This is a genomic window from Pareuzebyella sediminis (assembly GCF_008367235.1).
GTDB classification, from domain to species: domain Bacteria; phylum Bacteroidota; class Bacteroidia; order Flavobacteriales; family Flavobacteriaceae; genus Pareuzebyella; species Pareuzebyella sediminis.
This window is the reverse complement of sequence record NZ_VTZS01000002.1, coordinates 855,247-875,968: the sequence shown is the minus strand read 5'-3', so window position 1 is coordinate 875,968 and position 20,722 is coordinate 855,247. Positions and strand designations below refer to the sequence as shown.

Sequence of the window (20,722 nt, the reverse complement as noted above, 5' to 3'; positions counted from 1 at the left end):
AAGGAAATGGTAGTTTTGAAGGACAGGTTAGCCGGAATCGAGCATAAGGTCGATAGGAAGAAGTTGAGAACTTTTACATCCTTTATTGACAATTTAGGTAGTTCCTAATTCACAACAAACTCTTTGCCCATGGTGTGATTTGTACGAGTCCATCGTTTTATTGCCCTTATCGGTTAAATATAGTTCCTAAGGGTTTCGGCTCCGGAAAATCGCAGGGAACTTCAATTTCCTGTTCGGGCAATAATCCGCCGCCAATTCTATCGATTCGGGTGCATTCTTCATCCTTTGAGCAACCTACCATCAACACTAGTATTAGACCTAAAAAGCAATAGGCAAATTTATTCTTCATCAATTTGGTAATTGTTTATTCAAACTTTAGCTATTCATTTATTTTCTAAGGATTATCAAAGTTGCCCCCAAAAGTATTCAATCTCAATGCAATTATTTAAAATTCTATAAAATACTGTTGTGTGTTTTGTAATCAAGGCCTCCCTACTCATTTTGTCATATTCCGATACCTTGAACCTTTTAGGGTTTTTCACTATTTGTTTTTCCGTATGGTCCACTAGATCAGAGAAACTGATTGCGATTTCAGCGGTCCATGCATCCAATAGGTAGTCAACAATACCATTGAACGACTTTTCGGCTTTCTGGGTCCAAACAACCTTCATGATCTCAATTTGCTCCCAACATCTGCCATGACATCCTTATGACTTCTGGTTTTTCCGGCCTTGCTATCTTCTCTACAGGCCCGAAGTGCTTCCTTGATTTCGAAAGCCTTTGCTTCCTCGGGAAAAAGAATAGGACTCAACACCACCATTTCATCAGTAGTGAAACTTTTCTTTTTTACCTTATTGTAAAATGTGGCCCTTGAAATTCCCAACCGCTCTATGAGATATTCTTTCTTGAATTTACTGTCTTCGATATACGCACCTATATTGGCCAAAAGATTCCGATATTTAGATACGATATCCAACATTTTTATAAATATTATCTAATACCATTAGACTAATATTAGAAGAATTGGATTTATTAAAAATAGCATGTTGGAATATATCTTTTCTTCCTACCAAGGCTGTTCCGTTGAATTATCCGTCGAATTATAGGTCCCAAATCCACCAGAACTAACCTGCGCATGGATCCTGTTTCGATTTTATAGCGTTCCGGCAGATAAGCGTCAAGTAAAATCGAAATAGGGCGCACGGGCTATGGCAAATACGTGTTAGGCCTTTTTTTTGAGTCCGATTATTTTGTATTTTTCAACTAAGGCCTTACCTAAAAAATGCGTGAAAAATCTTCCTTAAAAAAGTTCCTCCAAATGGATTTGCCGCAAATTTTTCCCATTTTATAGGGGTTCCCAGGCCATTTGACGCAAATTTGCTTCCTGTAAAAATCCCAAACACTAATTAATTTTCTGATTACCAGACACATAGTAAACGTAACACCGCGTCAGCGTGTTACCCTCTTGCTCTTCTTTTTCTTCCTACTCCTAAAAACAATAGTATGAAAGGAAACCTTCTACTTTACAATTCGAAAATTACCAGGACAAAAGAGGTTTTAAACAGTACTACTGACATAGTAAAAAATTCTGCTTCCAACAAAGTCATAGTCAACAAAGACCCTTTATGAAAAAAAAATAAGATTTGGTAGAAAAAGAACCGTTTTGCCATATTGGCCCACTAGTACAGTTTTGGGACAACACCAGTACAGTAATGGGACATGTTGGTACATCTATGAAACGCTACTGTCCCAAAAATGGACTTGTTACCTATTATATTAAACATTCAAAACATATTTAAAATATCTCTATAAAAATAAAAGAGAAGGTTTAAAAATTTTTGCATCTCAGGCATTGCACTGCTCTAGATCGGCAGGAGTCAAGCTATCTAGCAAATCCCTTTATTTCGCGTTTTCAATATGATATAAGCCCGTTTTAGACGTAAGGAATAATAGTGTATATCTTCATTCATTTTCATGCAAAAAGAAAGCTTAAAACAGTTAGTGGATTGATATTCAATCTCCTAGGTAAAATCCATACTGTTTTACACTGTTTTGGTACCTCTCTACATCATATTAGTAACGGATACTCCCAAGACGGGCCAAGCGAACTTCATTCATTTTTAGTGGAGAAAATGAATGGGGTTCAAGAGTTTTTTTAAAGATGCGCTTTGGCCGGAATACAATGTAGGCCCATGGGCGGAGTTTGTTTTTATGCATTCATCTACATTAAATAAAAATTTATACCTAGATATATTTATCATTATCCGAATTTGTAAAGACACGAAGAAAAGAAGTAAATGTTACACAAACAAAATTTGCAAACAGAGCTGGTGTAGCCCTCACGGTTGTTTGGATAATAGAACAAGGCAAGACCAATTAAACTTGATAAGGCTAATCAAGTACCATTAATGTTCGGCCATACGCTGAAACCTTTGGAAGTTTCTCGATAATAACGACTGAAACTAATTGAGTAGTTAGGGTATTTTAAATCTTTCTTTTCCCGTTTCGGGAAAATGGACTAGGCGCTACGCAATTACAAATAAATCTACAGCGTGAAAGTCCCAGTACTTTTTTATTCTCTTTTTTAAATATATATTTAGCATAAGCATAGCATCGAAAAGCCTTTGTATGGATAAAACTGCGCTAAAAGACTTGCAATCGGACGATAGGTTGAAATTGAAAGCGCTTTATAATCGATATAGGGCTGAGTTTCTGAATTTTGGCAGGAGGTATAATCTCGATAAAGATGACTTGGCGGACGTATATCAAGAAGCATTCTTGGCACTTCGAAAGCGAGCGATCCAGGGAAAGTTGAACGCTATTGACAGCAGTATGAAAACTTATCTTTTCGCTATCGGGAAATTTAAGATTTATGATGCATTGAAGTCAAAAAAGAGGGAAATACCCTACGAGACTCAACTGCACATTGTGGAGGCAGAACTTCCCGAAGTTGAAATCGATACCGAACAACCACTGACCGAAAAACAACTATTGCTTAGAACGTACCTTAAAGAATTAGGTGAAAAATGTCGACAGGTGTTAACAATGTTCTATTATCGCGGACTAAGTATCGAAGAGATTGCAAAGCACGCCGAATACAAGAATGAAAATACTGTAAAGGCCCAGAAGTCCCGATGCTTAAAAACTCTCAGACAACTATGTAATAGATAGGACTATGGACAAAGAAACGTTGCTGGAAAAATACCTACAAGACAAGCTGAACGAACCGGAATGGCAAGAATTCAACGACTTATTAAAAAGTGATCCCGATTTCAGGGCCGAAGCTGAATTTCAAATGGATGTTAGACGGGCCATAACCACGGAGGAGGACGAAAATTTTATGAACATTCTAGCTGATTTTGAAACCGAAGCGCGGGTTGCGGAACAAAGAACCGCATCTACCGAAGAACAAACCGAGGCCCATCGCGAAGCCCCAAAAACGAAGAGTTTCCCAAAAAAATGGTTAGTTGCCGCCTCTATCGCGCTTTTGGCCGGCCTAACCTATTTCTTTACGGCGAACCAAACTGCGAACCCGCATGATTTGTTTACCGAAAACTTTGTTCCTTATCGGAACGTGACCCACCCCATAACACGCGGAGAAGAAACGAACGATGCAAAGAATCAGGCCTTTTTGGCCTACTCTAAAGGCAATTATCAAGAAGCTTTACCCCTTTTTACAGCGTTGTACACCTCCGCCAAAGAACCTTATTATCTTTTTTACAAAGCTAACGCCTTGATTCAACTGAATAGGGCTGAAGAGGCAATTCCTTTACTACAAGAGCATTTGCAAACCGATGATTCCCTTACCGATAAATCCACTTGGTATTTGGCCATGGCCTATTTGCAGTTAGAAGATACCAAAAAGGCCAAAGAAGCTCTCAAAAAGGTGGTAGAAATGAACACTTATAAAGCCAAAGAAGCTAAGCAACTGCTCGAAGAGCTCTAATTTTCTTAAAGCCGAATGCTAAAATTCCTATGCCTAATAGTCCAAGCCCGGTAAATAGCCAAGGTGAAATGGGTTTGTTCGAGACAGGCGAGTTATCCCCTAAAACTATAAAACCGGCCCAGTAGTAGGGGTGTTTTAGTTCTTCCTCCTTTGTATTTGCCAAATAATCCAGTTTGGCTTTTTGCAAGGCCGTTGATTTGGTGAGGCCCTGATTAAGATTATTGTAAAAATTGACAAGAATGTCCTTACCGGCCTCATCTGCTATAGGCCATAACGTAGAGACAACACTTTTAGCGCCGGCATAAAAGAAACCACGGGCCAAACTCATAACACCTTCGCCATTCATAACTTCACCACTTGAAGTATTGCATCCGCTAAGCACGACCATATCAGCATGGTTCTTTATGGCATAAATCTCCTTTAGGTACATTTTTGAATCACTGAAGGCTACCCAAGGATTTTCGCCATCTCCGATATCGGCATGTGTGGCCAAATGAAGAATATTATGGTGGTCTGCATTAGCCATAAAATTTGACTTGGATGCCTTTTCGTTAAATAAGGTTTGACCAGGAAATATACTGGCTACACTCCTAACCTCATCCTTACTGAAATATAATTCGGGCAGGTTTAGAAGGGTGAAATGTATAGGTGCAATCCCCAACAAATTTGCCGACGTTTCCTTTCGATTATTTTGGTTAAAATGATTTAAGGATATGGAATAGGCGTAACCGATTTCTACCTGTTTAAAAAGATAGTCTAAATTAGTGCTATTGGTGACCAAAGTTTCGAAAGGAATCTGCTGCAGGGTATAATCAGGGATAATGGTGAGTTGTTTCCCCTTAACATGATCAAAAAGCTCCTTAGGCATCAGTATATTGAATAGCCTATTGGATATAGTGTTCAACGTATGAATATCCGAAATTCCCGAAGATAAATACGTTCTGAGTTGTTTAAGGTCTTTATGGAGTTGATTTATATAATCTAGCTGAAATAAGGCTAAAGTGTCCGTGGTGGTCAATAGGCCATAACCGTCCTTCTCATTGAGAATATAATGTAGCGACGCCTTGTTATCGGTAAGGTATTCAGTTCTATAATCGTCAAGGGCGAGAAAATCTATCTTTTTTTTAAACTTGGCATATTGGGGATAATTTTTTTCAAGGGAGTCCAAAAACCTTTCATAGGCATATTTTTGAGAGCGAATAGTATGTTTGATTGCCGTTAAAGAATCATGAGGTATTTCATTGGATAGCTGTTGCAGGTTATTTTCTGATAAGAAAATGGCCCGTTTTAGCTCAAACTCCTTTTGGGCTTCTTGTTCAGGTATTCGGGCAATTTCCTTGGCCTCTTCGTTGGTCAGGTCCTCCAATAGCAGTAACGCTTTATTACGTTCCATAAAATAATAGGCTTCTTCGGGCCTGTTTAGTAAATAGCTGACCTCAATGGCCCTTACATATAATTTTGCACTTTGTTCCCGCCAATAGAGTTTTGATTTAAACTCCGTGTTTTCACTTTTGATGATATCAATCAGTTGATCGGCCTTCTCAAATGTGGCTAGGGCATTAATAAGGTAATCCTTCTTGGTTTCGGCTTTGTAGTACTCAATCCACCCTTTAGCCATCGTAGTCATGTGGTTGAGTAATGACAGCTTGTCTTGGGTAAACTCCAACTCTTCCGGTGAAGGTAGGCCTTGGGTCTTATTTCCCTCACGGCCGATAACAAGGTCAATAGCTTTTTGGTAATAGGCCATTCCCTTTCTGAATTCCCTTCTTTTAAGTGAAAGGTCGCCAAGATTTTCATAGGGATACGAGAATTTGGAATTTAACTCAATGGATTTCAACAAACTAATTTTAGAATTTAAAGTATCTCCGGCCCTTAATTGGCAAAACCCTAGGTTATTGTATACAATTTCAGGAATTTGTTCTTCATCATACTCTGATTTTATTAATTGTTGATATAGTTTAATGCCTTCATCATATCTCTCTAATTCTAAATTCAAGTTGCCCTCGAGAATTTTTAATTGTACACTTTTATAAGTACTTTCCATACCTCTTTTCATAATAAGGTTTTGGCCGAGTTTGACATAGTGATCCAGGCTATCTTTATTTTCAATATAGCCCATAGCTGCATAGCAATCCGATATATTTATATAAGCTAGTAAAAGAAGCTCTGACATATCTTCTTTCTTGATTGAAAACCGAACTACGTCCTTAAAAAGATTTAGTGCTTCACTAAAATCGCCCATGCCTATCAATATTAGACCGAGATGGTTCTTGGCATAATTTTCTTTTTCATCATTCAATGAAAGTGATATGATATCACGGTAAGCATGCTTTGATTTATAAATGTCACCGGCAGCCTTGAAGAAGAAAGCTAGGTTGTACATTGATTGGCGCAACGATAAGGTGTCAAAATTATCCGCTTCTTTTCTGACCTTAATCGCCATTTTAGTATATTTTACTGCATTTTCAATATCTGAAGTGGATTTATTGGCAACCCAATTTTTATAATACCACCTATATCCTAAGTCATGATAGCAATCTGCCAAACTATCGCTTTTTTGATCGATTAAATTGTTAATTAGGGAATCTATTGCACTGCCTTTTTCGGAGGAGGTTAGATTGGAATTAATTAAGTTTCTTAAGGAGTTACATTGGGCTTGCCCCACCGGCATGAAGGTTAAAATCATAAAAAGAAATACAAAATACGTTCTATAAACAAGAAGTGCCTCTATGTCTCTCATAGAAATCATTTGCTTAACTTTTAGTAATCCTACCTAATAAGATTCCCATCTTTTATCTGAGATTGTAGTGGTGTGGCAGATATAATCGGGCTATAATTAGAAATAAAATTATCCTTTAGACCTACCCCTTTTTCAGATTTACCCAATTCTAAATAGTGTTGTAATAGATGAGCTCCAATTATCGGAGTACTAAATGAGGTTCCTTTTAAAATCAATCCGTCAACTGGGTCTCCCCAAGGGGTTTCCCCCATTTCAAGTATTGTATGATGCCACTGACCTGCAATATCTACTGTTGAGACCCCAAAATTCGATCCAATATCAGCGTCGGAGAAGAGGCTGGGTTCAATTTTATTGTCATGCCCGGCCACCACTACGATATTAGTGGATGGAGAATCAAACCATATATTCGAATTATAGCTACCAGGAAAGTGTGGAATATTGTCGTTGTTGCTCTTATTATTTCCGGCAGATGAGACAATTAGCGATTCGTCAAGTGAATCTATAAGGGCTTTTAGAACTAATAAGTCATCACTCTCTTCTGTGTCATCATCAGTAAGGGTGCTCAAAGCACCACCAAAACTGGTGTTTATGAGGGCAATATCGTAACCCAACCCATATATTTTGCTCAAATAACTGAACGCACAGACCATGTGCCAATAAGAACTTCGACCATTTTCGTCGAAAAGCTTTAAGGGCAGTATTTGGAACTCATCTAGTGCTGCACCTTGAAGACTACTTATGAAAGTCTTTGTGACATTGGTACCATGAGCAATTTCATCAGTGCTCATGTCTGCATTACCATCCGCAAAGTTCCATCCGAAGCCAGAGGTTGTGGAGGCATCAGTAATTTCGGTGCAATTGATTATCTCATTTATATTTTCTGTATTCATTAGCTGTAATCCAGCGTAACCAAGTTGCTCAATGTCAAGACCCGAATCTAAAATGGCTACTACAGGCAAATCGCTCATACCTTCAACGAGGATGGGCTGTATTACATCATTAGGTACAACACCACGGTTGAATATCTCTTGATACAGCCCAAATGTATAGTTTTTATCACCATCTAGACCTTCGTCTCCTTTACTCTTGGCTGTGGCAATAGCTTTGTCCAGATCAATATTACTATCCAAGGTCCATAGGAGAATGTCTTCATCACAGGAACATGTTTGGAGATTATCCCCAAATTCTGATTTTAGTTCTTCTATTATTTCATTTTTTTGTTCTTCATTGTATTTAGAGAAGCCACTAATGATCATTTGATTGTCTACTTCCACTAGTTCAGCCGGCTCATCCTGCGATATTTGTGTATTCTCTAAACATCCCGTGTTATTGACCGATAAACCTTCCGTTAAGAGGGGCGTATTGGGACATTCGTCCCTTTCATCAGGAATACCATCTTGGTCTGTATCCCCGGTTTGAGGGTTCAGATTACAACCAAATTCGTTTACTGTTGCTCCCACCAAGGTATTCGGGCACTGGTCCTTTTCATTCGATATACCATCTCCGTCGTCGTCTTCTATTTTTATTTTATCATCGCAAGATACTGCCGCGATTAATAAAAATAAGATTAGATAGTTTAAGATCTGAGCTATTTTCATAGGATTGGATTTTAGTAGTTTAAACGCAATGTATCTAAGTACCGGAGTTAAAACCATATTATTTAATATGAGTATTCCTGCCAAATTAGGCATTTGAACTACTCATATTTGGGGGAAAGGTATACTGCGTGCATTTTAAAGATAATATTTTTAGTACATAATCGTAAGTTTTCTCTTTGAAATTCAATAGGATTTGTGTTCTAAACACTCCGTGATTTCCTATTCTATACTCCATGTATAATTATGGGCCATTTACCTGTTCAATCGATTCTTCATTGTGGCATCTTGTTTTTACATCACATCTGTTAACCTCTTTCCAATCTCCCAGACCAAATAGCGAACAATAAAAACGTTTATTAATTAAATCTATTGATTATGAAACTAGTGTTAGTAAAGTATCGAACTAAGATGGTGCTACGTGTTGGCATATTACTTTTTTTAATGTCTTTTTTAGTCGTAAGCTGCAAAAAGGATGATGATGGAATTCAGACCGTCAAGACCTTGAGCTTGAACAAGAACCAATTACAAATGGAGCTGGGAAACAGCGAATCCTTGGCAATTACATCGGATATCGGAGATCAGACGGTATCTTGGACAAGTACCGACCCTTTAGTGGCCAATATTGATGAAAGTGGTACAGTTGCCGCCGTGGGTTTTGGCACCGCAATAATTACGGCTACCGCAGGAGAGATGTCCACGACATGTGATGTGGAGATTACGCTTCCTGAACTTGCTTTAAACCAAACGGAAGTCTCACTTGCTCTAAAAGATACAGTGGCCTTGGCCTTTACCTCTGAAATAGGCAATACAGAAGTTATTTGGGAAAGCTCGGATCCGTTAGTAGCTGAGGTTGCGGATAACGGTACAGTAACGGCCATAAACTTTGGAACGGCCGAGATTAGCGCCGCTGCCGGTGATAAAACTACCACCTGTGATGTAGAGGTCATCTTGTTAGAACTTCATTTTGACCAAATAGAGCTTTCTCTCGTTGAGGGCAGTAATAAAAACTTGACCATTGCTACCGATATAGGTAATGCACCGGTTGTTTGGAACAGTTCAGACCATGCTATTGCCACAGTTAATAACGGGGTTGTAATCGCACACACAGTGGGTGAGGTTACTATTTCTGCCACAGTGGAGGGTATCAGTGCTGAATGCGTGGTTACAGTTAGGGAACCATTTGTATTTGATCCAGGCATAATAATCGATCCAGGCATAATAGTCGATCCAATTCCTTTCGATCCAGGCACAATAGTCGATCCAATTCCAATCGATCCAGGCATAATAGTTGATCCAATTCCTTTGAGCCCAGGGTTATAATCGATTCATTTTAGCCACTTCTGTTCATAGTATAGCGCCATCTATATAGGCAATATTATATCATCGAAATAGAAGGAAAGGGTTTCAATTACGGTTAAGGTGAAACGGTATTTAGCTTGACCGATGGAACTAAAACTGCTTTGGACCCCGCCATTTTTGTGTACTATCAATGTAGTAGTTATAGTTGCGCAATTGCAAGTCTTAAAAAGTTCAGAAATATAAAAAAACCGGGGTCCTCTCCGGTTTTTTCCGTTTAGTAAACAAAACCTCATGGACCTATGGGTCGGAGATGGTAAGCAAACCACTGCCTTAACATCCAGTGTTTTAAAGAACTGGTGCTTGCTCTAGAAGCGCTTCTCTGCACGTAGACTTCACTATTCACGATAATAATCCTCCGTCTAGAGACAATTTTGTTAACCTTTCCAAAAAACTACACATTAAAGATAAAGTGCCTTCAAATGTAAAGCATGCCCCCTTAAAACGAAGGCCAACTATGGCAACTAGAAAACTCAATATATAAATTGTCACTAATGATTGATTATATACTTTCCGATACGATAAAACAAGTTGTGCATATCGCACAGGCCGTGGCCAAAGACCATGCACATGCCCATTATTCTGCGGCTCACTTGCTAAAGGCACTATTGCATAAAGATATTGGACTATTCTCTTTTATAGAGGGTATGGGCAAAGACGGGTATTACGTCGAGGAGTGGGCCGAAGTGCGCTTGGAGGCCTTACCCAAAACCGTCAAAATTCCTGAAAATCCCTCGGGAGATTCCCTTATCGAAGCAATCTTCTATGAGGCGGAAAATATAAAATTAAAATTAGGGGCCGATGAGGTGGATGCATGCTGTCTTTTGATTGCCCTTACCACCCCGGGTGTAGGATTTTCATATGACCAGTTGAAAACGTTTCCCCTAACCCCAAATGAAATCATGGCGTTCTTAGATCAAGGTAACAGAACACCTTCCAATACAACCGATGGTTTTGGCCAGTCTTCCAATGAGCCCAATCTTAAGAAAATAGGCTCTAACATTTTAAAATACTGTATAGACAAAACCGCAAAGGCAAAAAATACGGAGATGGAGAATATCTCCGGAAGGGATGCTGAAATCAAAATGATCATGGAAATCTTGGGAAGACGCTCGAAACCTAATGTGTTGATCCTGGGCGATCCCGGAGTTGGGAAGACGGTATTGATGAACGGATTTTCCTATGCGACCATCGAGGGGAATGTGCCCGAATCTTTTCGAAATGCACGGATTTTTGAACTCGATTTTATTCGCCTGGTTTCTGGGGCAGCCTACAAAGGGGAAATCGAAGATCGTCTGCAAAAGGTGCTGGAAGAAATGGGGCAGTTCGAAAGACCTATATTATTCATTGATGAGTTGAATCACCTTACCGATCAAAAGTCCAATAATTCCGGGTTGGTCAACATATTGAAGTCTGAATTGGCCAAAGGTCAGCTTACCGTGATTGCAACGGCTACCAATGCTTCCTTTAGAAAACATATTGAAATCGATACAGGTTTGACCCGGCAATTTGAAGTGCTAGGCCTGCCCGAACCGAATGAGCAGTTGGCCCATAGAATGATCAAAAATGCCGTGGCCTACTATACGAACCATCATCGTTTGGCCATTGAGGACGAAACCATTTTGGAAGCGATTCGTTTGGCCAAGCGATATCATAAAGAACGATGTCTACCCGATTCCGCCATTGATCTTATCGATCGGACCATGTCGGCTGCAAAGTTTATGCTAGAAACTTCGTTGCCGGAAATAACGGCCCTAAAGGGCCATATCGAGATGTTGCAAAAAGAAAAGTTGAGTGCCACTTCGATGTTGTCTGAACAACGATGGATGTATACCCAAATGCAAAACAAGCTGAGCTATCTCTTGTTTAAGGAATTGGGCGATGAAAACCGGTTAAATAAGATTGAGCGTCCCGAAGAAGGTTTTATGGTACTGCACGAGATCTTAAACGAATTGGAGGCAATCGCAAAAAAAGGAAAGAAAAGTGTGACCAAAAACGATATCGCGGCTACCATTTCCAAAAAAACGGGTATCCCGACCGGAAAATTAGAGGCCGATGAGCAAGAACGTTTGCTCCATATGGAAGATGAACTAAGAAAAAGGGTCATTGGTCAAGACCATGCGATAAAGACCATAACCGAAGCCGTTCTGGAATCACGCGCCGGGTTGAGCAAGCCAGGCCTGCCCATTGGATCTTTTTTCTTCTCGGGACCTACCGGAACCGGAAAAACGGAATTGGCAAAGGCCCTGGCAGAATTTTTATTTCAAGACGAACGGGCCATAATCCGTTTCGACATGTCGGAATTCAAGGAGGAACATTCCGCAGCCCTGCTCTATGGCGCACCTCCTGGGTATGTCGGGTATGAAGAGGGGGGACTGTTGGTCAACAAGATTCGACAGAAACCCTATTCCATTGTCCTCTTTGACGAAATTGAAAAAGCACATCCCTCTGTGTTCGACATTTTTTTGCAGATTCTGGACGAGGGTAAATTACATGACCGTTTAGGAAAGGAAGGTGATTTCTCAAATGCCTTGGTGCTGTTTACCTCTAATATTGGCAGTCGACACATCGTGGATTCCTTTAGTCAGGGAGCGCTCCCACAATCGGGCGACTTGCTCGAAATAATGGGCGCACACTTTAGGCCTGAATTTCTAGGTAGGCTTACCGAAATCGTTCCCTTTTCCCCCATTACCGAAGAAAACATCGGAAAGATTTTCAAGATACAATTGGGAGATTTGATGTGTGCCCTTGATAAACAAGGCATTTCCCTTGATATTGACGCTGCCGCTCTCGCCATGTTGGCGAAAAAGGGTTTTTCACCCCAATATGGAGCGCGGCCTATTAGGGGAGTCATCCGCGGTGATTTGCGGTCTCCCTTATCAAAAATGATCATTTCTGGCAAGATTGAAAAAGGAACACGGATAAAACTAACCTTAGGTAAAGAGAACAAAATAGAATGGCACTTCGAAAACGAAGCGACCACTGAAATACTAATCTAAAACCCTAACATTATGAGCGATACATATGGAATCGGAGGTACGGAAGTAAAAATAGATGCCAATGAGGCATTTGCCGACATCCCGAGAAACAGAACCCTTTTAGTAGAACAACTGACCCACGATCCGGCAATTAAACCGGTAGTCCAAACGGGATTAAAAACCATAGAGGAGGTATTCGAACACTTCGGGCCACAGGTCGAAGTGGAGTTCGAAGACGCCGATGGGGTCGGGAAAAAAGAGCTGCTCAAATTTGGAAATTTGGGCGACTTCGGGGCTAAGGGAATTACGCGACAGAGTGATTTTTTAAAAGACCTTGCTACCGAAAAAGATCAATATGTAAAGATTATAAAACAATTGAAAACGAATAAGATCCTAAAGACGGCTATTGCCGATCCAGAGGCCAAAAAGGCGTTGTTGGATGCTATTCGTGCATTATTAACCGAGATAGAAGAAAATAAATAATACGTTATGGCAACTACAGTACAAGAATTTTCCCCGGTAGAAAATCCGGCGGCATTTTTACAGGAAAGCAGTGATAAACTGATCAAATTCGGAGGTTTTGACCTTTTGGAAGCCTGTGTGGAAGGAGTGCAGAATATGAACCCGGAACGGAAGGCAAGAAAACGGATTTTCTTGACCGAAATGAGTAAAAGGGAAGAACGTGAAACACTGAAAAAGACGATGCAGATTTGGTCCAAAGTGTTATCGGCCTCAGACGATGTGGCGGCGATGGTCGAAGAATGTGAACAAAGTGCCCAAGCCGCCCACGAGTCCTTGAATAAAAATTTAGGCCGGGCCATTGATGCCACGCGCAATTTGGAACGTTCGTACCGATCGGTGGCCCTGTTCTACAAGAACTCGGAGTCTGAGAAGGTAAAGAACATTTCTATTGTTAATGCGGAATTGGAACAAATGAAGGATTTGGACAATACCCGCTTTATTGACGCCATCAATGCGGAGCTTACCGATAATTTCGATCGATTAGATCTGCGGGAAAACTATAGTCTTCTGGTCATTCCTGGATATTTGGGATCCAATAAGGTATTGGAGAAATGGGCTAAGATCGCCCATGAGAACAAGGTCATGCTCGTAACCGATTTTGAGCATTTGGACGAGCCTGACGATGTCATGGAAATGTTCGAGGCGGCCAACCTGACCGGGGGTGACAAATACCGTTCCAACGTGATGATGGCCTGCAATTGGTTGGTCGGTCGGGGCAAACACGATGAAGTCGGGGAACAAGACGACCTTTTCGTACCCCCCTCGGGTGCTTTGGCCGGTAAGGTCTACAAGACCTTGATGTCACAGGTGACCGCCGGTAAAAAGTTCGGGGGTATGAACGAGGTAGACGGGGTACGTTTTGACCTGAAGAAAAGCGATATTGCCCAATTGGAAAAGTTAGGTTTGATCCCCATGGTCAACGAATATGGCAAGGTCATGGCCTTTTCCGCCAAGACCCTGTTCAATGGCGATAACCTGGGTCTGCAGACTTATTCCGTGGTTCGGGTGTTCGATTACGTGACCAAAGTGTTGATGGACTTCTTAAACCGAAGGGCCTTCGAAAACTTTAATGCCAGAACCCGTAAAGAGTTGATGGGGCAGATCGTAAAATTTCTCGACGGCATTACCGGCCCGGATAAGCTGATCGAAGATTTCTCCATCAAACGTTTTGAGCAGGATGCGGTGCAAAAAGATAAGGTTCATCTCGATATTCATATGAAACCCTATTTCCCGGCCAAGAATTTTATGATCAAAATGGAAGGCCAAAAAGGCGACGATGGGAATGAGTGGGATTCGGAGTATGAACAACAATAATTGCTTTTCATTAAATGATTTAATTCAAGAACCCAGGGAACCATGTCATTGCTAATACGGAGTCGGGGAGCGGCAAATGTACAAGCGAGGTATCGTGCTTCGATCGAGCAGGTGTTACGTGATATCCGAAGAACGAATACAGGTAGAATCGTGATAGGGCATATCGAACGTGACCGACACCGTGTGGTGATATCCCCCTATCTTGAGGGTGGTGCCCCCAACGCCTCGGCCACCCCGGGCAGTGAGCTTTCCGGAGGCACTTTTAGTGCAGACCGTACCGCTTTGGGAACAGGTTCCTTTATTGCGTTCAGCGTAGCACGTAGTGTACTTCCCGCGAATGTGCCGCAAGGTAGGGCAGACGAAGTATTGCTTCATGAAATGGCTCATGCCTTACGACAAATAAATGGGGTCGAGCGACTGGTCAGGCGGGGCGGTCGTATTGAACTTTTACAGATGGCGAGTTTTGAAAGTGTGGAAGAATTTTTTGCGGCCATGGTCGCCTCGGTACATTCCTCTGAACTGGGAAGACGTATTTTGGGCAACCACGGTAGCTGGCCCCTTCGTAACCCTGATGTATTGAACCGCCCGCCGTATTCTACACGCCTAAGACAGATTGTGGCCCGAATGCCCAATTTTGCTGGGGATATGGCGCGGATTTCAGAAACGGTCGCACCGTTTAACCCATTTCGAAATGTGGTCAACGGGGTTCCGATATGAGAAGAGCACAATTTTCAATCCCTAGCGTTATAAGTACGCGAAGCGGAGGTATTTTACATGCCCACGCCAAAACTTCTTTGATTTAAAAGCTGTAAAGTTGAAAAATTCGTATAGTTCGGGTTAATTCGTCCTTTTAGCTTTAACAAATTGATAGCCCGAAATCACGATTCCCAAGGCAATTAGTATGTAAACACCATAGGTCTGCCAAAACGATTCTTCTCTGGCCTTCACCAAATACGGATTGTCTTTTTGATATAGTACACTGACCGTATCACCTACTTCTCTAAAAGAGCCAATCATGGGTACGTGCATTAAGCGTGTTCGGCCTTTAAGCGTATCTCCACTTTCGGTAACGTACAAGACCGTGGCCATAACTGTAGAGGTTCTGCCGCTTATTTTGGAATCAAGCGCGGTAATTTTGGCCTCTGTTTGAATAAATTGTGGTTCTGAATCTTGAGTTGGGCCATAGAAAGCAGAGCAGTTGATCGAGATACTTAAGAATAAAAGTTTTATGTTGCCCTGAAGATTCATTTTTTAGATTTTACATTGGGCATGGACTACTTTCTGGCTGAATGTATTACACCGAACAAACACCAAAACCGTTTGAAATTTTTCATGCCGAACGGACAGCAAGGAAGTCACTGTAGTGGAGATCCTCACGAGAACCGGCTCGAACGGGATGTGCGCGCCAGCGCGGGAAGTTTTTAACATCGCAGCAATTTGTATTTCCGTCCGATCACGGCCGCGTCATTTTTTAAGTCCGAAGATGCAAACTTCGGAAAGCCGGTTGCGTATGGCACGAGTTACAAACTCGCGCAAGCGAGGATAAAAGTTTTACAATACTAATTCTTTTTTGGCACTTGGTCCACCGGATGAAAAAAAGCACGTTCTTATATAATTTACTATCTCTAGAACTTATGAAGTTACAAGATTTACAAGCAGGAAATATACTAAAGGAAAAACAATCCACATTTAATCCAAATCAAATTCTCCAATAAAATTTATACCATTATAACTTTTATGTCTTGAAGGAATCTTAATTTCACCAGAGTACCAGTAAGAGCAATTAACTTTAACAATACCCATTTCCCTGCAAATACTCATTATTTTTTTACTTTCATGCAATGCCACTGGAATGTGTTTTAATATTTCTTGAATACTCAAAGAATTTTTGAATTTTAAATACCCTACGAAATCTTCATTATACCATTTTTCACCAATATCTTTACAAAACCCACAAATTTTATAAGTTGGGTCATCAAAATTACCTTCGACGGAATAATCCAGCCGAAAATAGTCCTCTAACTGCTGTTGACTTTTGTCTGTTTCACCAAGCCATATAAATACCTTGTCTAAATAATCCATACTCTATGATTTACATTTTAAACGCATATGTTCGTTATGTATTCTATTAATAATTCTTAATGCTCCTATCTTCGTCTTAGCACGTCTAAGGGCTCTTATTAACTTGTTATGAAAATGCCTGCCGGCCCTTGTGTTGTGATGGCCTCCATCGGGAACTGGATGGCCACGACTGTCTTTTACTCCAGTAAAGGTGATTCTATCGGTTTCAACAGTCATGTTTCTAAGTTCTTCTGCAGTGAAACCTAGCTCTTTTGCTCTTGCTGCTTCGGAAACAGGAAACATTTCGTGCATTCCCCCATTTCCCCTTAAAGCGGATTCTACTGACTGCTTATTGTCTATAATATCTTGAACTGAGGCGTTGTTAAACCACTCATTAAACCCTCCATTTTCCCAAGGTGCTAACCCAAGAGGATCTATCAATATGTTACTGTCGTGGATATAAGAATAGAGATTTGAATTATCACCTATAAAACCAATAAAATCTTTTGATAAATAAGACCCTCCATTTGCTGAATAGTATCTAAACCTATTGTAATATAAACCTGTCTCAACATCCTCGTACTGCCCTTGGAACCTAAACGGACAGTCCATTAAAGAACCTTGGAATAATGTACGTATTTTACCATACATATCATATTCAGCGGCCCAGGTTTTTTCACCTTTGGTATTATACATTTCCACAGGGGTACCCAAATAATCGGTAATTATTGAGAAATGTTCCCCATCGACCATTTTGGCGGCGGGCCTGAAAGTACCTTCATCAAAGACCCATGTAATAAGTACCCCATCTTGGTTTGCTTCAGTACGAGTGAAGGTTATCGGTTCTTCTTTGTCCTTTATTAAAAAACCAAATTCATCGACCACCCATTCAGGGCGATCCCTCAAATCATATTTCCATTCATGCAGGGGTACATTGCCATCCCAGACAAATCGTGTGATGACTCTTTTTTTATGCGGCATTCTGGGAACTACGATCTTGGCGGTTCTTCTGCCCAAGGCATCATATTCAAAAGAGATTTTGTCTCCATTTGGTTTGGTTACCGCTTGCAACATGCCGTTGCCGTACCATTCATATACCTCGACTCCGCTCGATGTACTTTTTTCAATAAGGTTGCCCTCCTTGTCGTAGGAGTAGGTATTGCCATTGGCTTCCAACAATTGTCCGCCAGGGCCATATTTGCGGTCACTCTGATCTTTGTTCCGATATAAGTTGCCTACTTCATCGGGGAGTTTATAATCGAATTGGCCATTTTCATAGCGAGCGGTGGCCAAATTCCCAAAGGCATCATAGGTATAGTTGACTGCACCTTTGGTCAAATTGTCAACCATGGTCCGTAACTGGTCATTGACGTTCCAGCTATACGTTCTATGCCGTAGTTCCCTATTCGACCTACTGACCGAATGCTCCATGGGCCTACCGGCCTTGTCATAGTTCATTCGATTACAGATACCTCCGGGCAGCAGCCGTTCCAGTTCCTGCCCTACCGAATTGTAACTTATTCGAGCGGACCAAGCTTCATTTTGTTCTTGGGCGAGTGAATTGCTCGCCTGCACTTCTTGTACAAGGCCCATCTTAGTTCTTTCGATTTGAATATCGGCGCCAAGGCTACTTTGTATATGAATGCGATTCCCTTGTTTGTCATAACTGCTTTCAACCAAATGACCATCTTGATCTTCCGATAGAATTTTACCGGCCTGATCACGGTTCATCAATACCTTGCTATTTTGATTGACGGCCTCGACTAACAGCCCATCGGGGTTATAGGAAAACGTTTCCCAGGTACCGTCGCTATGTTCGCTTCGAATGATACGGCCGTTGAGGTCGTATTCATATTCGGTGAACCTGTTGTCGGGTCTAAGTACCTTCAGTACTTTCCCGGCACGGTCTCGCAAAAAATCACGGCGCAGGCCGTCAAAGCCCGTTTCGTTGATGATTTCCCCCTTTTTATTCCGACCGAACCTATAGTAATCTTCATGCTCATTGATAATGGCCATTAACTGTTCTTCCGTATTGTACTTAAAATGTACCTTGGTATCGTTCTCCTTGTGCATTTTGAGACTGCCCATAGGGGTATATTCAAAGGCCACTTTCCTTTTTTTGGAATCGATAGTCTCGACTACCTCATCATAGGCATTGTAGGTCATGGTTATGGTATTGTCATCGGCAAGTTGTACTTTTAATACCCTTCCTAAAGCATCATAGCTAAATTGCTGCCGATGTTTTTCCGAATTTGTGATTTTTATACAGTTGCCCCAGGCATCATAGTCCCAAGAAGATGTTCCGCCATTCGGTAGAAGCATCCGAACCAAGTTGTGGTCGGTGTCGTATTCAAGCCTAGTTTTACTTTTTGAGTTATCCCTTATGCTATTGACCAGCCCCATTTCGTTATACCCAAAGATGGTTACTGAGCCATCAGCATTACTGGTAGCATGAAGCTTTCCTTTTTTATAGGTCCTGATACTCTTTTTTCCGCCCGGTGTTTTTGTCAGCACAAGTCGGTCCGATTTGTCGTACATGAAAGTCGTTACCGCACCATCCGGATGATGGATGCCTGTTAAGTTTCCTCGGGCGTCATAGGTGTAGCCCGTCGTATTGCCCTCTTCATCGATGTCGCGATAAGGCTCCATGAAATCTGTAAACTCATGATAGGTGTCACCTCCCTCAGGGTTGGTTACCCTATTACATAGCTTATTTTCATCAAAATAATAAATGGTGGTTTCGCCCAGCGAGTTGGTCACCCAGTTTTGACCGTCTCCGTATTGAATGGTTCCCGAAAGAATACCCCCGTCGCCCCAGGTCCTCACACATTTTGAACCTGTACTCTTCCCATCGTATTCCCAATAAAAGGCTTGCCCGTTGCGATCGGTTTTTTTGATCATTAAATGATTTTCATATTCCATAGAAGTGGTTTGGCCCAATGCATCGGTAATTCCAATTAAATCGCCCTCTTCATTATAGGAGTAGCCCACCAGATACCGATGTTCTCCCTCGTGTGCCGCCGTTATTTCGGCAATGCGCCCCTCGTTGTCAAGACCAATATTGATTCTTCGGCCCGCGGTGTCTATTATTTGTTCCAAAGCACCCTGTGCATCATAGAAAAACTTGATGGAAAATCCATCATCATTGCCTAATGACTCTGGTTTGAACAAATCACCGGAAATTCGTTTGAAAGTATTGGTGAGATTTGATGTGTGGTCTCTAACCGTATACGTATCTATATCAAGATAGGTAAGTGTCAGTTTTTCGAAACGGTTATAAAAACTCTCCCCTTCACCAATCAGACAAGGGAAACTTGTAATTCTTCCGTCGGGTAATCGCATTGCGATAGTACATTCATCTTCCAAAATGTGCAAGGCAAGGTCGTAATTGCAATGAAAGCCATGGCCCATTGGCCCTTTATAAGCGGAATCGGAATACCAACTGCGCTTCCATTTAATGGGTATTACTCCCGGAATTTCGAAATCTTCACCATCATACAGCATACGTCCGGTGACCAAATCGACAGGTTCAAAGCCCAAACGGCACAAGGCCCGTCTTAAACCTGATGTAGAGGGCAACATATGGTTGAACCTCGTTAATGCTCGACTCGCCCCCCTCATCAGGCAGCCAAAACCGAACGACATCGCCAAACTCATTATTATGGTCATTAGATCAGGGGCGTAAGGCCCTCCGACCATCACCGGTCTTCCCGCCGGTAATGGTATGGATGCGGATAAGGGAAGGTATCTACCCGGAATAGGCGTCCTACAAGTTTCTCCAGGTTTTAGCGTAAGTGGCATCCCGATATCGTTGCAGGTCATTACCATAAACCCCGCTGGTGTCATGTAGGAACCCTCGGCATTTACCCTCGTACTACCAAAGAAATTTGATGAGTCATGGTTAATCAGGGGAGGTGTCGCAAACGTTGGACCTCCGATTGGGAGGTGAATTAGTGCATTCAAGATTCCAGCAGTTCCGGCATTACCTTTGTGCAGACCGTTTACTTTCGTTCTTGAACCTATGGGAACAGGCCCTATAAATGGCACGGGAAGGTTAAAAGGCGGAATGTAATCCATGGGATCTAACACCATTCCTATAAAAGGATGGGGTAAGGGTGTAGGCACGGGTCCGGCCGGAGTGGGCACCAATACGAAATGGATATCGATTCCTAGAACGGGGGTAAAATGTGCGTTGGCCAACATCATA

The 20,722-nt window shown here is 41.6% G+C and carries 15 protein-coding genes; 7 read left to right on the top strand and 8 right to left on the bottom strand.

Going from position 1 to position 20,722, the window contains the following annotated elements; genetic code table 11:
- Positions 1-166: 166 nt before the first annotated feature.
- From F2B13_RS10330 to F2B13_RS10320, 3 genes are read right to left on the bottom strand one after another with little or no spacing between them, the layout of a single operon-like run.
- The gene (locus F2B13_RS10330) at positions 167-349 is read right to left on the bottom strand and encodes a hypothetical protein (protein WP_149275001.1); all 183 of its coding nucleotides are present in this window, start codon (positions 347-349) and stop codon (positions 167-169) included.
- A gap of 55 nt (positions 350-404) precedes the next feature.
- The gene (locus F2B13_RS10325) at positions 405-671 is read right to left on the bottom strand and encodes a type II toxin-antitoxin system RelE/ParE family toxin (protein ID WP_149275000.1); all 267 of its coding nucleotides are present in this window, start codon (positions 669-671) and stop codon (positions 405-407) included.
- Positions 668-979, bottom strand: a complete 312-nt coding sequence (locus F2B13_RS10320; RefSeq protein ID WP_149304101.1) for a hypothetical protein — start codon at positions 977-979, stop codon at positions 668-670. The genes F2B13_RS10325 and F2B13_RS10320 overlap by 4 nt, the downstream gene beginning before the upstream one ends.
- A 1,649-nt stretch (positions 980-2,628) precedes the next feature.
- Between F2B13_RS10320 and F2B13_RS10310 the strand changes: the two genes are divergently transcribed.
- Both F2B13_RS10310 and F2B13_RS10305 read left to right on the top strand, forming a co-directional pair.
- Positions 2,629-3,171, top strand: coding sequence for an RNA polymerase sigma factor (locus tag F2B13_RS10310; protein ID WP_149274998.1), 543 nt, complete (start codon positions 2,629-2,631; stop codon positions 3,169-3,171).
- A 4-nt stretch (positions 3,172-3,175) separates the two neighbouring features.
- Entirely contained in the window at positions 3,176-3,946 is a 771-nt protein-coding gene (locus F2B13_RS10305) for a tetratricopeptide repeat protein (RefSeq protein ID WP_149274997.1), read from the top strand.
- Here F2B13_RS10305 and F2B13_RS10300 read toward each other — a convergent pair.
- Complete coding sequence (locus tag F2B13_RS10300) at positions 3,921-6,686, bottom strand: CHAT domain-containing protein (RefSeq protein WP_198439741.1); 2,766 nt, start codon at positions 6,684-6,686, stop codon at positions 3,921-3,923. The two genes, F2B13_RS10305 and F2B13_RS10300, sit on opposite strands and share 26 nt — an antisense overlap.
- 29 nt (positions 6,687-6,715) lie before the next feature.
- On the bottom strand, positions 6,716-8,284 hold the full coding sequence (locus F2B13_RS10295) for a S8 family serine peptidase (protein ID WP_198439740.1): 1,569 nt from the start codon (positions 8,282-8,284) through the stop codon (positions 6,716-6,718).
- Positions 8,285-8,659: 375 nt separating this feature from the next.
- Here F2B13_RS10295 and F2B13_RS10290 point away from each other — a divergent pair, with 375 nt between their 5' ends.
- From F2B13_RS10290 to F2B13_RS10270, 5 genes are all read left to right on the top strand, one after another.
- A complete protein-coding gene (locus tag F2B13_RS10290; RefSeq protein ID WP_149274994.1) occupies positions 8,660-9,604 on the top strand; it encodes an Ig-like domain-containing protein in 945 nt (314 codons plus the stop codon).
- Positions 9,605-10,134: 530 nt separating this feature from the next.
- Positions 10,135-12,639 (top strand): ATP-dependent Clp protease ATP-binding subunit, encoded by a 2,505-nt coding sequence (locus tag F2B13_RS10285; RefSeq protein WP_149274993.1) that lies wholly within the window; start codon positions 10,135-10,137, stop codon positions 12,637-12,639.
- Between the two features lie 12 nt (positions 12,640-12,651).
- Positions 12,652-13,101, top strand: a complete 450-nt coding sequence (locus F2B13_RS10280; RefSeq protein WP_198439739.1) for a hypothetical protein — start codon at positions 12,652-12,654, stop codon at positions 13,099-13,101.
- A 6-nt stretch (positions 13,102-13,107) separates the two neighbouring features.
- Positions 13,108-14,454 (top strand): DUF5458 family protein, encoded by a 1,347-nt coding sequence (locus F2B13_RS10275; protein ID WP_149274991.1) that lies wholly within the window; start codon positions 13,108-13,110, stop codon positions 14,452-14,454.
- Between the two features lie 42 nt (positions 14,455-14,496).
- Complete coding sequence (locus F2B13_RS10270) at positions 14,497-15,171, top strand: type III secretion system effector protein (protein WP_149274990.1); 675 nt, start codon at positions 14,497-14,499, stop codon at positions 15,169-15,171.
- Positions 15,172-15,291: 120 nt separating this feature from the next.
- Here the strand turns inward: F2B13_RS10270 and F2B13_RS10265 are convergent, their stop codons facing one another.
- From F2B13_RS10265 to F2B13_RS10255, 3 genes are all read right to left on the bottom strand, one after another.
- The gene (locus F2B13_RS10265; RefSeq protein ID WP_149274989.1) at positions 15,292-15,702 is read right to left on the bottom strand and encodes a DUF3592 domain-containing protein; all 411 of its coding nucleotides are present in this window, start codon (positions 15,700-15,702) and stop codon (positions 15,292-15,294) included.
- 441 nt (positions 15,703-16,143) lie between these two features.
- A complete protein-coding gene (locus F2B13_RS10260; RefSeq protein ID WP_149274988.1) occupies positions 16,144-16,536 on the bottom strand; it encodes an immunity 22 family protein in 393 nt (130 codons plus the stop codon).
- 3 nt (positions 16,537-16,539) lie between these two features.
- The gene (locus tag F2B13_RS10255; protein WP_149304100.1) at positions 16,540-20,721 is read right to left on the bottom strand and encodes a DUF6531 domain-containing protein; all 4,182 of its coding nucleotides are present in this window, start codon (positions 20,719-20,721) and stop codon (positions 16,540-16,542) included.
- Between the last annotated feature and the right edge of the window lies 1 nt (position 20,722).